Origin of the sequence: Brevundimonas sp. (assembly GCF_046295775.1) — a bacterium.
Taxonomy (GTDB): Bacteria; Pseudomonadota; Alphaproteobacteria; order Caulobacterales; family Caulobacteraceae; genus Brevundimonas.
This window is the reverse complement of record NZ_JBKBML010000005.1, coordinates 1-13619: the sequence shown is the minus strand read 5'-3', so window position 1 is coordinate 13619 and position 13619 is coordinate 1. Positions and strand designations below refer to the sequence as shown.

General features: G+C 67.2%; 13 protein-coding genes. 4 read left to right on the top strand and 9 right to left on the bottom strand.

The genetic code is table 11. The features are described from left to right. Positions 1-3: 3 nt before the first annotated feature. From ACK4I0_RS04665 to ACK4I0_RS04645, 5 genes are all read right to left on the bottom strand, one after another. Positions 4-597 carry a YfbR-like 5'-deoxynucleotidase gene (locus ACK4I0_RS04665; protein WP_409608756.1) on the bottom strand — a complete coding sequence of 198 codons (594 nt, stop codon included), beginning with the start codon at positions 595-597 and terminating at the stop codon, positions 4-6. A gap of 131 nt (positions 598-728) precedes the next feature. Then, the gene (locus tag ACK4I0_RS04660; protein ID WP_409608490.1) at positions 729-1634 is read right to left on the bottom strand and encodes a methyltransferase type 11; all 906 of its coding nucleotides are present in this window, start codon (positions 1632-1634) and stop codon (positions 729-731) included. 101 nt (positions 1635-1735) lie between these two features. Then, positions 1736-2596, bottom strand: a complete 861-nt coding sequence (locus ACK4I0_RS04655; RefSeq protein ID WP_409608488.1) for an AAA family ATPase — start codon at positions 2594-2596, stop codon at positions 1736-1738. Positions 2597-2672: 76 nt separating this feature from the next. After that, entirely contained in the window at positions 2673-2861 is a 189-nt protein-coding gene (locus tag ACK4I0_RS04650; RefSeq protein WP_409608486.1) for a hypothetical protein, read from the bottom strand. Next, positions 2858-3304 carry a hypothetical protein gene (locus tag ACK4I0_RS04645; protein WP_409608484.1) on the bottom strand — a complete coding sequence of 149 codons (447 nt, stop codon included), beginning with the start codon at positions 3302-3304 and terminating at the stop codon, positions 2858-2860. Before ACK4I0_RS04645 ends, ACK4I0_RS04650 begins: the two co-directional genes overlap by 4 nt. A 158-nt stretch (positions 3305-3462) precedes the next feature. Here ACK4I0_RS04645 and flbT point away from each other — a divergent pair, with 158 nt between their 5' ends. Both flbT and flaF read left to right on the top strand, forming a co-directional pair. After that, entirely contained in the window at positions 3463-3885 is a 423-nt protein-coding gene (gene flbT / locus ACK4I0_RS04640) for a flagellar biosynthesis repressor FlbT (protein ID WP_409608482.1), read from the top strand. Further along, positions 3845-4210, top strand: a complete 366-nt coding sequence (gene flaF, locus ACK4I0_RS04635) for a flagellar biosynthesis regulator FlaF (RefSeq protein ID WP_409608480.1) — start codon at positions 3845-3847, stop codon at positions 4208-4210. The genes flbT and flaF overlap by 41 nt, the downstream gene beginning before the upstream one ends. 60 nt (positions 4211-4270) lie before the next feature. On the opposite strand, the gene ACK4I0_RS04630 is transcribed toward flaF, so the two are convergent. From ACK4I0_RS04630 to ACK4I0_RS04615, 4 genes are all read right to left on the bottom strand, one after another. Next, complete coding sequence (locus tag ACK4I0_RS04630; RefSeq protein WP_409608478.1) at positions 4271-4798, bottom strand: porin family protein; 528 nt, start codon at positions 4796-4798, stop codon at positions 4271-4273. Positions 4799-4964: 166 nt separating this feature from the next. Further along, positions 4965-6287: a hypothetical protein gene (locus tag ACK4I0_RS04625; RefSeq protein ID WP_409608476.1), complete on the bottom strand. Its 1323-nt coding sequence runs from the start codon at positions 6285-6287 to the stop codon at positions 4965-4967. 14 nt (positions 6288-6301) lie between these two features. Continuing rightward, complete coding sequence (locus ACK4I0_RS04620) at positions 6302-9358, bottom strand: TonB-dependent receptor plug domain-containing protein (RefSeq protein ID WP_409608474.1); 3057 nt, start codon at positions 9356-9358, stop codon at positions 6302-6304. Between the two features lie 37 nt (positions 9359-9395). Continuing rightward, positions 9396-10760: a dicarboxylate/amino acid:cation symporter gene (locus ACK4I0_RS04615; RefSeq protein ID WP_409608472.1), complete on the bottom strand. Its 1365-nt coding sequence runs from the start codon at positions 10758-10760 to the stop codon at positions 9396-9398. Positions 10761-11034: 274 nt separating this feature from the next. Between ACK4I0_RS04615 and ACK4I0_RS04610 the strand changes: the two genes are divergently transcribed. Continuing rightward, on the top strand, positions 11035-12810 hold the full coding sequence (locus tag ACK4I0_RS04610) for an ATP-binding protein (RefSeq protein ID WP_409608470.1): 1776 nt from the start codon (positions 11035-11037) through the stop codon (positions 12808-12810). A 10-nt stretch (positions 12811-12820) separates the two neighbouring features. Beyond that, the coding region (locus ACK4I0_RS04605; RefSeq protein WP_409608468.1) for a sigma-54-dependent transcriptional regulator at positions 12821-13619 on the top strand (799 nt) is incomplete at its 3' end.

Sequence of the window (13619 nt, the reverse complement as noted above, 5' to 3'; positions counted from 1 at the left end):
ACCCTATTCCGTGTGCCAGGCGTCGGCGGCGGGGATCAGGCCCGAGGCCTCGGCCAAGACGCGATAGCGTTCCAGATACCGTTCCTGCGCCAGCGACGCCGGCAGCGGCTCGATCTGCAGATCATAGCCCGGCGGCGGCGAACCGAAGAAGCCCAGCGCCTCCTTGCGATTGAAGCCGGCCAGTTGGGTGGCTTCGAAATAGGCGCAGGCCTTGTCGGCCTTCTTGATCAGGGTCTTGATCGTCTGCGGCGTCTTGGGCGGCAGCTGGAAGCGAACGTGGATCGCGCCCTCCAGCCGGGCCTCGAAGTCCTTATAGCCCGCGCCCAGCGCCGACTTGAACGGCGAGATCATGTCGCCGATCACATATTCCGATGCATCGTGCAGCAGGGCCGCCAGCCGCCACTTCGGTTCGAGACCAGGGCGAATGTGGGCCGCGATCTCCTCGACCACGCAGGAGTGCTGAGCCACCGAAAAGGCGTGCTCGCCGATCGTCTGTCCGTTCCAGCGCGCGACGCGCGCCAGGCCGTGGGCGATGTCCTCGATCTCGATGTCGAAGGGCGACGGGTCGAGCAAATCGAGGCGGCGGCCGGACAGCATGCGTTGCCAGGCGCGGGGCGCCTTTGCGATGGCGGTCTTGCGGGGGCTCTCGGCCAAGGGTCTGTCCTGAACGCGGCGGGCGGGTCAGGTGACCCATACTGGCGACAGGATCAAGGGCGGCGTCCGTCTTATCAACGGCCGGTGTTCAGGGTCACCAGCTCGCGGGCCGCCTCGAACACCCCGTCGGCATTGCGCTCCCGCGCGCGAACCGTGGCGACCACGATCGGTCCGCCGGCCGGCCCCCGCGCCTCATAGCCCACCACGCCCCAGCCGCCCGGTGCCGCCCGGCTGTCGGACAGGACATAGGTGGCGCGCGTGGATTCGCCGCCGGCGGTGGTGCGGACCTCGGCGATGTTGTCGCGCGCTTGGACGCTGACGCCCGGGCCGGAGGTCGAGCTGGACGAGGTGACAGTCGTCGTGCCCTTGCCGTCGTTGGAGGTGATGTTCAGTCCCCCGATGCGCACCGAGGCGTTCTCGCCCTGGGTCTCGATCCGCAGGCCGGGCAGACGCACAGAAGCGTTGTCCTTGTCGGCGCGGATGTCCATGCCCGGACCGCGCACCGTGGCCGTGCCGGCGGCGTCGTCAGCATGGATCTCCAGCGCTGCCGCCTGGGCGTCGGCGTGGGCGGCGTCCGCATCGGCCTTCGCGGCGTCGGCGTCGGCCCGCGAAGCGGCAGCCAGGGCGCGGGCGTTGTCGGAATCGATCTTGGCCGCTGCTGAGGGCATGTCGCCGCTCAGCCGGGTTTCGAACTGGGTCAGCACGGATTCGGGGCTGGCCCCGTTCAGCTTGACCAGATGCAGCGTCACCTCGGATCCGCGCGGGCCGGCGTAGGTGCAGCTGGCGCCGTCGGCCGAGGCCGAACCCTTGCGGGTCAGCACGTCCAGCGTCTGGGGGCATTGCAGGGCGTCGACGACCTTCAGCGGACCGCCGTCGTCGGTGCGGGTGGTGGTCGAGGTGATGCGCACCCCGTCGCCATCGCAGGCGGCCAGGCCGAAGCCGGCAAGCAGGACGGCGATGGAAACGGCGACGCGGGTCATGCGGCGATCCCTTGGAGGGCAGGTCATGGCCGCATAATGCCGCCGGCCCGTCGGGGGGCGCCAGTGAAATCGCGGTAAGTCTTGCGTTCGAAAGACCGCCCTCAGCCGCCCGGTCGGACGCTCTCGCGACGACCCAGGAAGGCCAGGCGCTCGAACAGATGCACGTCCTGCTCGTTCTTCAGCAGGGCGCCGTGCAGCGGCGGGATCAGCTTGCCGGGCGTCTTCTCGCGCAGGGTCTCCGGCGACACGTCGTCGACCAGCAGCAGCTTGAGCCAGTCCAGCAGCTCCGACGTGGACGGCTTCTTCTTCAGACCCGGCGTGTCGCGAACCTCGTAGAAGGTCTTCAGCGCCTCGGCGACCAGGCGCGGCTTGATGCCGGGGAAGTGCACCTCGACGATCGACTGCATGGTCTCGGCGTCGGGAAAGCGGATGTAGTGAAAGAAGCAGCGGCGCAGGAAGGCGTCCGGCAGCTCCTTTTCATTGTTGGAGGTGATGACCACCACCGGCCGGCGTTCCGCGCGGATCGTCTCGCCGGTCTCCTGAACATAGAACTCCATCCGATCGAGTTCCTGAAGCAGGTCGTTGGGAAACTCGATGTCGGCCTTGTCTATCTCGTCGATCAGCAAGACGGGCCGTTCGGGGGCGGTGAAGGCCTCCCACAGCTTGCCCTTCTTCAGATAATTGCGCACGTCGTGCACCCGCTCGTCGCCCAGCTGGCTGTCGCGCAGGCGGCTGACGGCGTCGTATTCGTACAGACCGCTGTGGGCCTTGGTCGTGGATTTGACGTGCCAGGTTATCAGAGGCGCATTCAGCGCGCGGGCCAACTCATAGGCCAGAACCGTCTTGCCCGTGCCCGGCTCGCCCTTGATCAGCAAGGGACGTTCAAGAGTGACAGCGGCGTTGACCGCCACCTTCAGCTCTTCGGTCGCGATGTAGTCCTGGGTGCCTTCGAACCGCGCCATAAATAAAACCTGCTCCGTCATTGCTGACGGAGCAGGTAGCGGATCGAAACCCGCCTGAACAGCGATCCGTCGCCGCTCAGGTTATGCGCTTGGCCGAGACCGGATCTGACGCCGGGAAGGTTTCCTCGATCCCTTCATCCACCAGCGCTTCCTGGCGGTTCTCGGCCTTGTTCTTCAGCTGATCCGGCTTGCCCTCTTCTCGCGTGGCGTGCTTGGCGTGCGGCGCGTTGGGGTCCAGATCGTCCTTGTGCTTGTGGTCGGTCATCGCGGAGCCTCCTCTGTGGGGTTGTCGCTGTCTGGGCCGTAGCCCAGGTCTTCGATGTCATCGTCGGAGAGGCGCTTGGCCTCCCAGTGCGCGGCGCTGGCCTGGGCCCCCTTCTGGTTGCGCATCAGGCCGGTGTAGACGAGCTCGACCTCGTCCTTGCCCTGAAGGCCGTCGCTCTCGCCGTCGATCTCGCTGACCTTGGCGCGATCGACGCCCAGCAGGGCGTCCGCCTCCGCCTCGACGCCGTCGAGCGCCAGTTGATCATCCAGATCCTGGTCGTCCTCGTCGAACTCATCCTCGTCGGCGTCGCCATCGGCCTGGGTGACATCAAGGACGTCGTCGATCTCGTCGGGCATTTCGTCGCCGTCGCCCTCGTCGTCTCTGTGGGTTTCGTCGAAGGTTTCGGACTGGTCCTGTTCGTCGCGGTCGTATTCGTCGGGCATGTCGCTCTCCTGTCGCCTGTCTGAACGCCGGGTCTGATCCGCTGTTCCGCCCGATCCGAAGCGTTTCTGGAAGCAACGGTTAACTCTCTCGCTTTAGCTTGGGTTTGCGCTTGACCCGTATAGGTTGCACTCAACAGCGCTGAGGGAGACCCGGCCGAATGCCTTTGAAACTGTCGCTGAAGCCCGGCGAGAAGTTCGTTCTGAACGGCGCCGTCGTTCAGAACGGCGACCGGCGCGGCGTGCTGATCCTTCAGAACAAGGCCAGTGTCTTGCGCGAAAAGGACATCATGCAGCCCGAGGACGTGAACACGCCCGCGCGCCGCATCTATTTCCCCGTCATGATGATGTATCTCGAGCAGGGCGGGCCGCCGGCCGTCTATGACGAGTTCGTGCTGCGCCTGACCGAGTTCATGGGCGCCACGCGCAACCCGGAGGTCCTGGCCGATTGCGTGTCCGTGTCACGCCACGTTCTGGCTCGCGACTATTACAAGGCCCTGATGACGGCCCGCAAACTGGTGGATTACGAGGAAAGGGTGACCCATGTCGCTTCAGGCCTACAAGGCGGCGTCGGCGCGGGCTGAAAGCCCGCGTGAAATGGAATACCGCCTTTTCGGCCAGGTCACCCGCGCCCTGGTCGAGGCGTCCCAGGCCGACCAGAAGGATTTCAAGACCCGCATCGACGCGCTGGACTGGAACCGGCGTCTTTGGACGACCCTGGCCAGCGACTGCTCGGATTCCGCCAACGCCATGCCTCAGGCGATGCGGGCCAACTTCATTTCTCTGAGCCTTTTCGTCAGTCGCCACTCCTCGGCGGTGATGGCCGGAGATGAAGACTTCGAGCCCCTGATCGACATCAACCGCATGATCATGCAGGGCCTGGCGCCGGCCGCTTCTCCGGCCGCCTGAATCGAAAAGGGCGCGCTCCTTTCGAAGCGCGCCCTCAGTCGTTGCAATGATCGACGTGGATCAGAAGCGACGGACGTAGTTCAGCGAATAGATGTCCGCTTCGCCGCCGCCGCTGCGGAAGTCGCGACGGGTCCAGTCGCCGCGGACGCCGTTCTGGCCGTCGAAGAAGTAGTTGGCGCCGGCGCCGTAGTTCCAGCTGTCGCCGTCTTCACGGGCGCTGACACCCGGAATCTTGGCTTCGATTTCGGTGGTGCCGTAGCCGACGCGTCCGAACAGTTCGAACTGCGGCGTCACCGGCAGGGTGGCCACGCCGTAAACGGCGGCGTCGTAGTTGTGCTTCAGCTTGCCGTTCACGCCGGCGACGGTGAAGTCTTCATCCTTCACACCGAAAGAGACTTCGCCTTCGACACCCAGGTTGGGGGTGAACTTGGCGCCCAGTCGCCCCGTTACGGCGCCCAGGTCACCCTGGCTGCCATCAAGTTGAGAGTAGCCCAGCGTGCCGTAATAGGTCGGCGATTGCATGCTTTGAGCCATGGCAGGCGCAGCAATGGCGGAAACGGCGGCGGCGGCGATGAGAATATTACGCATTGTTTCATTAACTCCTAAGAGACGACGACTTCTTTGGTCGTCGGCCCAACCCAGCGAGTGCTTAGGTGGGAGCGCTTCACGGCCAATCCAAGGCCGATCCGTTACGAAACGGTCATAGTGACCTGATGAACACAGACGATGTTCTGCGAAGCTTGGCAGGAAGGTGTCAGGGCCAGCGGGGCTGGAAGTCGGTGTCGAACAGACACGGCTCGCCGTAGGCGGGCGCGGCGGCGTCGCAGCGGGCGGCGATCTGGACCGGCGTCGGCCGTTCGCCGGTGTCGATCCAGCTCAGCAGGGCGTCGAACACGGCGACGTATTGCGGGCGCGACAGGCGGCTGTGCTCGCTTTCGCGGGTGAAGGTCTGGACAAGCAGATCGCCCCGCCCCGCCGCCTCGACCGTTTGGCGATAGGCGGCCGAGTGGGACACGAACACGGTCGGATCGTCGATGCCGTGGATGGTCACCGTCGGCGCGACGATCAGGCCCGACAGGTCCGCGTCATAGGCCAGGCGCGCCAGGCCCTCAGGATCGGCCAAGAACCGCTGTACGCCCGCGTTCAGCGCCGCGTCGTCGTGCGACCCGGCATAAACCGTGTCGCTGTTGTCGAAGGGGTTGAGCCCGTCCAGCCGCTGCTGAACCAGGTCGCGGAACAGGAAGGTAGCCCAGGCCAAGTGCGAGACCAGTTGGTCCTCGCCGATGCCGACCACATTCAGGATGTCCGCCAGGCGGGCCTTCTGCGCGGCCGTGCGACGCGCCTCGGGCAGACCGACGCCGGTGCACTGCTGGACCCGCTCGGCCAGCTGCGCGCGGGTCAGGCGGCTGTCCGCCGGCAAGCCGCTCCACAGCGGATACGGGGCCTCGTCGGGCTTGGGATGGTTGTTGCAGTAGAACTGATACACCGCGCGCAGGTCGGCGCGGAACGTATAGCCGCGGGTGCCGCCGGCCAGCAGGCCGCTGGTCAGGGCGACGCCGTCCCACACCACCTTGCCCTCGGCGCCGCGGGCATACAGTTCAGCCGCCTTTGCCGCGACGTTTCCGCCCCAGGACTGTCCATGCAGGAGGGTCCGTCGGGGCCGTCCCATGAAGTCCCAGACGATCTGGCGCAGCTGTTCGGTGTCCTCGGCCGCCATCCGCACGCCGTAGCCGCCCCGCCGATAGGTCGATCCGGCCCAGGCGTAGCCTTCGCGCACGGTCATGGAGAACCGCTCCAGGTCCTCGACCGGATCCTCGGCCTTGGGCGTGGCGGTGCGCGGGCCGCCGTGGGCATGGACGACCAGAACGCCGTTCCAATCCTCAGGCACCGCCAGCCAGTAATAGGCCCCGCTTGCCGCCTGCCCCGACCAGCAGCGCGCCCGCTGCGGGAGGGAATCGGGACAGGCGGCGGGGACGGGCGCGCACGCTTCGGGCGCATCTCCGGCGACGGCGTGGAAGGGGGCGAAAGCAAGCCACGCCGCCCCCAGGATCGCTGTCGTCGAACCGAGCCTGATCATCGTCCGCTCCCTCGTCAGAACGTCTGCGAGACGTTGACGTACCAATAGCGACCCCACGGGCTGTGGACCGTGCCGCGGAAACCGTTGTCGGCCAGCGGCGGACCTCTGTCCGTCAGATCGCGCGCGCCGATCCGCAGTCGCGTGTCGGACGGGAATTCATAGTCCACATAGGCGTTGTAGGTCTGGCGGCCTTCGACCTGGAAGGGCTGGCCGGAAGCGCCCAGCAGGCTCGCCTGCTCAAAGCCGCTGATGTACTGGCTGGTGGCGCCTGCGCGCCACGGGCCCTTGCGCCACGTCAGGCTGGTGTTCAGGCGCCATTCCGGCCGCCCGTTCTGCCCGATCAGCTGCGAGGGGTCCGGCAGGGTGGTGCCGGCGTTGATCGTGCCATTGGCGCGCGCCTCGAACAGTTCGTTGACGATGTCGCCGGGATCACGCGTGAATTTCTCCAGCTTGCTGGCGTTGAAGTTGACGATGAAGGTGCCGTAGGCGGTCCGCCGCTTCGTCCAGTTGACGCCGAAATCCATGCCGCTGACAGTCTGCGGCTGCAAGTTGATGAAGCGGTCGTTGATCGACACCACCTCGCCGGCCGGCGTCAGCCCCGTGCCCTCGAAAAGAAGGATGTCCTCGGGCGTGACCGCCCGGCGGTTGACCAGCGGGTTCGACCCGCCCTGAACGCGGTTCAGATAGTCCAGCGCCAAGGCCGTCTGGGCGCCCAGAAGACCGACAATCTTCTCCTGCTCGATCCGCCAGCGATCGACGGTTATCGTCAGCGACCCGAGGGATTCCGGCAGGAAGTCAGGCTGGAAAACCAGGCCGTAGGAGGTGTTGGTGCTCTCTTCCGGCTCCAGGTCGGGGTTGCCGGCGACAAGCAGCGACGCGCTGGACGTGTTCTGCGAACACTGGGCGAAGTTGCTGATCCGACCCGCACGCAGATCGGCCTCGCAGCGCACATAGTCCACGCCGCTGGCCAGACGGCCGTACTGGGTGGCGTTGGTCTGCTCAAGGTTCGGGGCGCGGAAGCCTTCGGAGTAGGACCCGCGCACGCGCACGCCGGGGATCAGATCCCACGCCACGGCGATCTTGGGCTTGGCCACCGATCCGAAGTCCGAATAGTGCTCGTAGCGACCGGCCAGCTGGACATCCAGCTGATAGATGCCGGGAATGTTCATCTCGGGCGAGACCAGCGGCACGGCGAACTCGACATAGGCCGAAAAGACGTCGCGGCTGCCCGAGGTGTCGGGGTTGGGGCTGACCGCCGAAGTGTTCGACTGGTTGGTTTCGCCCGTCACCATGTCAACGAAGACGTTGGTGCCGTCCAGGTTGGCGTCGCGATCATCCTTCTGGGTTTCGTGGCGCGCCTCCAGGCCCATGGCCATGCCCACCGGGCCGCCCGGCAGACTGAACAGGTCGCCGCGCGACACGCGGAAGTCGGCCATGGTCAGGGTGGTTCGGGATACGCGCTTCAGGTCGAAGACGATGGCGTCGATGGCCGCCTGGCTGCTGGGCGAACAATCGCCGAAGCTCGTCGTGGCGACGCAGCCGCCGCTGAAGGGGTTGTAGGCGTCAGGCGTGGACAGGGCCAGCTGCCGCTGCAGCGCGGTCATGTTGATGTTGGGCGACACGTCCTCGGCCTCGGCCTCGGAATAGGTCAGGGCCGATTCCCAGTCCCAGCCGTTCCACTCGCCGCGCAGACCGCCCAGCAGGCGGGCTTGGTAGTTGTCGACCTTGACCACCTGGAAGCCGGTGTCGACGAAGCGGTAGTTGGTCATCAGCACCGGCAGGCCGGCGGTCGGCACGCCGGTGAGGCCCGGCAGACGGTTCGGGTTCAGTGTGCCGTCGGCGAAGGTCACCGGTCCGAAGGGGTTGTAGTAGTTGCTGGCCGGGATCCAGATCTGGTTCAGATTGACCACCGGCGGCTGAACCGCACGGCTGCTGGCGCCGTAATAGCCGATCTCGCCGAAGGCCTCGACGCCCGAGCCGAGGTCGTAGCGGCCGGTGGCGAACAGGTTGATCCGCTCGACCGAGGGCCGAACCGTCGTCTGATAGCGCGTGTCGTAGCGCATCTCGCGGTTGGTGGTGTTGAAGTTGTGGTTGCCGCTGGCGATGCAGATGTCATTGCCGACGCTGACGCCGCAGCCGAAGCTGGTGGGCTGATAGCGGAAGGCCCCGGCGGTGTTGGTCACCGCCACCCCGTTCGAGCGGATCACGGGCCGCGAGCCGACCGACAGACGCGCCCACGGCGTGTTCGACGACCGGCCGTCCAGCGCCTGGACGCCCGCGAAATCGGGATAATCGGCGAACAGCGGGCGCAAATCGTCAGACCGGGTGAAGTCCTGGTCCTCGGCCCACAGAGCGGTGCGCTCCGCATAGCTGGCGAACAGAGAGACGTTGCCGCGGTCGAAGTTCTTGCCCGTGAATAGATTGACCTCGGTGTCGCGCATCTGGGTGCCTTCGGCGCCGCCGTAACGGGCGCTCAGGCTCAGGCCGTCGATGTCGGTGCGCAGGACCGTATTGACCACGCCGGCCACGGCGTCCGCGCCATAGATGGCGGCCGCGCCGTCCAGCAGAACCTCCAGGCGCTCCAGCCCCGACACCGGAATGGCGTTGGAGTTGTAGCTCAGCACCGGCACCGTGCCGGTGTCCGACGTGCCCTGGCTGGTCGGGTGCTGAACCAGGCGACGGCCGTTCAGCAGCACCAGTGTGTTGCCCACGCCCAGCGAGCGAAGGTTCACCGAGTTCACATCGCCGCGCGCCGAGTTGGACGTCTGGGGGTTGTTGGCGCTGTCGAAAAGCACGTCGCCCATCTGAGGGATGGTGCGCAGCAGCTCGTCGCCGGTCGTGGCGCCGGTGGCGTCGATCTGCTCGCGGTCGGCCACGACCACCGGCAGGGCGGCGGTGGTGCGCGCGCCGCGGATGTTGGTGCCGACCACGACGATGTCTTCCACCGTCGTCGGCTGGTTCGGATCGACCGGCGCGGTCTCCGGCTGGGTCTGAGCCAGAGCCGGCGCGGCCATCATCAGGACGGCGGCGGAAGCCGTGGCCCCCCATAGGGTCTTGCTGCGAATGTTCATTGTGTCCTCCTCCCGGTCTTTTTTTCTTTGGGGTTCGTCAGTCGGCGGTGATCGCCGTGTCATCGCCCGGCCCGGCGGCCGGATCCGGCTGAGCCGCCAGGGGCTTGGGCCCCTTGGCCAGGGCCGCGCGCATCTGGTCTCGGTCCAGCTCGCCCTCCCAGCGGGCCACCACCAGGGTGGCGACGGCGTTGCCGATGAAGTTGGTCAGGGCCCGGCACTCGCTCATGAAGCGGTCGATGCCCAGGATCAGGGCCATTCCCGCCACCGGCACCGTCGGCACCACCGACAGGGTGGCCGCCAGGGTGATGAAGCCGGCGCCCGTGATGCCCGCCGCACCCTTGGAGCTGAGCATGGCAACCAGCAGCAGCAGGATCTGCTGCTCCAGCGTCAGGGGAATGTTCAGCGCCTGGGCGATGAACAGCGCCGCCATGGTCATGTAGATGTTGGTGCCGTCCAGGTTGAACGAATAGCCGGTGGGCACCACCAGGCCGACGACCGACTTGGACGCGCCGGCCTTCTCCATCTTGGAGATCAGGCTGGGCAGGGCCGCTTCGGAACTGGAGGTGCCGAGCACCAGCAGCAGCTCCTCCTTCAGATAGCGGATCAGGGCGAAGATCGAGAAGCCGTTGAACCAGGCCACTAGGCCCAGAATCCCGAGCACGAAGATCAGCGAGGTCAGATAGAAGGTGGCGATCAACGCCGCCAGATTGGCGATCGAGGCGATGCCATAGGCTCCGATGGTGAAGGCGAACGCCCCGAAGGCGCCGATGGGCGCTGCCCGCATCAGGATGCCGACCAGCTTGAAGAACGCGGCGCTGGCCGACTCCAGGAAGGTCATGACCGGCTTGCCCATGTCGCCGACCATGGCCAGGGCGATGCCGAACAGGATCGAGACGAACAGCACCTGCAGGATGTTGCCGGTCGAGAAGGCGCTGACCACCGTGTCGGGGATGATGCCCATGAGGAAGCCGGTCATCGTGCTCTCGTGAGCGGCGGTGGCGTATTGCGCGACCGCGCCGCTGTCGAGCGTGGCGGGATCGATGTTCAGCCCGCGGCCGGGCTGCACCACATTCGCCACGATCAGGCCGACGATCAGCGCCAGGGTCGAGAAGAACAGGAAGTAGGCGAAGGCCTTGGCCGCAACCCGGCCGACCCGGCCGATGTCGCGCATGCCGGCGATGCCCGTGACGATCGTCAGGAAGATCACCGGCGCGATGATCATCTTCACCAACTTGATGAAGGCGTCGCCAAGCGGCTTCAGGCTTTCGCCGAAGGTCGGATAGAAATGGCCGATCAGTCCGCCCGCGATGATGGCGAAGATCACCTGGAAATAGAGCTGGGTGTAGAAGGGCTTGCGCACAGGCGCGGGGGCGCCGGCGACGACGGGGGGCGAGACGATCAAGCTGTGACTGGCTCCGATTGGCGAGCGGGCTCGCGGTTTCCTCGTCGGCGCGCTCTGCGTCGCGTCCGTCGTCACTGTGCCCTCACACCAAGCCGACAACCATGCAATCGGCCACCACCTATACATCTTTGATATAAGAGACTTTTTTCTTGCCGCCACATAAACCCAACGGTACTCGTGCGGAATTTCGCCACGATCTCTGGCGCTGTCGTGCGATTCTCCGCACAAATGGCGGATGAGCAGTTGGCTTCGAAGTCGAGTCGCCGGATGGGCCATGTACGCCCTCGCCGCCGCGACGCTCGCCGTTGTAGCGGCGGCCGGGGCGGGCGAGGCGGCGCGGCGTCAGGCCCAGGCCGAACTGGCCCGACAAGCGCAGGCGGGGGCGCTGCTTCATGCGGCCGTGCTGCGCAGCGAGCTGGATAAGCAGCGCTCGCTTCCACTGGTCCTGGCCACCGACGCCGATGTCGCGCGCCTGCTGTCAGACGGCGGCGAGGCCGAGGCGATCAATGCGCGGCTTGAGACCCTGGCCGATCAGGCGCGCGCGGCCGCCGTCTATGTCATCGACGCGCAGGGGATCACCCGCGCGGCCAGCAACTGGCGCCGCCCCGACAGCTTCGTCGGCGCCGATTACGGCTTCCGGCCCTATTTCGTCGGCGCGGTGCGTGACGGCTCGGCCGAGTTCTTCGCCCTGGGCACGGTCAGCGGACGGCCCGGCCTGTATCTGTCGCGCCGCGTCGTCGCATCGGGCGGGCGCGTCCTGGGCGTCGTCGTGGTCAAGGTCGAGTTCGACGCGCTGGAGGCCGAATGGCGGGCATCGGGCGAACCGGCCTGGGTGGTGGACCCTGGCGGCGTGGTGCTGATCACCAGCGTGCCGGACTGGCGCTTCCGCACGCTGGGCCCCCTGGACGAGGCGCGGCGCCGCCTGACCCTGATTGACCAGACCCTGTCGTCGGAGGCGCTGCGCCCCCTGCCCTTTCGCACGCCCCCGGGGCCCGATCCGGCCCTGATGCGCGCGACGATCCAGGGCGGCTCAGGTCCCTGGATGCACGCCGAGACCGGCACGGCCACGCCCGGCTGGACCCTGCACCTGCTGGCGCCGTCGCGCGGCGCTATCGAATCGGCGGTGGCCCTGTGGCGCGCGCTGGCGGTGCTGCTAGTCGCGCTGCTGGCCGGGATCGGCGCCCTGATGATCCGTCGCCGCCAGCAGGCCCTCGGCCGCGCACGCCGCGAGGAAGCCCAGCGCCTGGACCTCGAACGCCGGATCGCCGAACGGACAGCCGCGCTGAGCCAGGCCAATGCGGCCCTGAACGCCGAGATCGAAGAGCGCCGCCGCGCCGAGGCCAGCCGCGAACTGCTGCGCGACGAACTGGTGCAGGCCAGCAAGCTGGCGGCGCTGGGACAGATCGTCGCCGGCGTGGCCCACGAGATCAATCAGCCGGTCGCCGCCATCATGACCCAGGCCGAAACGACCGAGGCCTATCTGGACCGCGGCGAGTCCGCGCCCGCCCGTCGCGCCCTCGCCCGCATCGGCGAACTGACGGCGCGGATCGGCGCGATCACCGAGGCTCTTCGCGTCTTCTCGCGCAAGTCCGAACCACGTCTCGCCACGGTCGATCTCAAGGAGGCGGTGGACGGCGCCCTGCTGCTGGTCGGCGGACGCCTGCGCCAGGGCGGGGTGGTGCTGACGCTTCAGGGACTGGAGCCCGGCCTGCGTGTGCAGGCCGACAAATTCAGACTTGAACAGGTCGTGGTCAACCTGGCCAAGAACGCCGCCGAGGCGATGCAGGGCCGGCCTCTGCCCACGCTGATCCTGGCGGCGCGACGCGTGGGCGACTGGATCGAACTGCGGGTGACCGACACCGGGCCGGGGCTGGACGCGGCGATCCGCGAGCAGTTGTTCACCCCCTTCGTCACCAGCAAGTCCAACGGCCTGGGGCTGGGGCTGGTGATCTGCCGCGACATCATCGCCGGCTTCGGCGGCCAGCTGGACCTGGCCGAGTCGGGCGGCGACGGCGCGGTCTTCGTCATCCGCCTGAAGGCGGCGACGTGAGGGCCGCGTGATGCAGTTTCCCGCCCTCAACGCCGTCGCCCTGATCGAGGACGACGGCGACTTCCGCGAAGCTCTGGTCGAGCGGCTGACGTTGGAAGGCCTAGACGTGCGCGCCTTCGCCTCGGCCGAGGCCGGGCTGAAAGGCGTCGAGCCCGACTTTCCCGGCGTCGTCGTCACCGACCTGCGGATGCCGCACATGGACGGCCGCCAGCTGCTGGACCGGCTGCAGGCCGACGATCCCGCCCTGCCCGTCATCCTGATCACCGGCCACGGCGACGTTGCCGATGCGGTCGCCGCCATGCGTGCCGGCGCCTACGATTTCGTGGCCAAGCCCTTCCCGTTCGAGCGTCTGATGGACAGTCTGCGGCGGGCGCTGGAGAAGCGGGCCCTAGTGCTGGACAATCGACGTTTGGCGGTCCTGGCCGCCGACGGCGCGGTCGAGACGCCCTTGATGGGCGACAGCGCGGTCATCCGCCAGCTGCGCGCCACCCTGGCACAGATCGCCGACGCCCGCATGGACGTGCTGATCGAGGGCGAAACCGGGGTGGGCAAGGAGTCCGTGGCCCGCTCGCTGCACAATGCGGGACGCCGCCGCCCCCATCCCTTCGTCGCGGTGAACTGCGGCGCCCTGCCCGAAGGTCTGATCGAAAGCGAGATGTTCGGCCATGAGCTGGGGGCCTTCGCGGGCGCCCTGCGCCGCCGCGTCGGCCACGTCGAGCGCGCCCACAACGGCTCGCTGTTCCTGGATCAGATCGAAAGCATGCCGCTGGACGTGCAGGTCAAGATGCTGCGCGTGGTCGAGGAGCGCG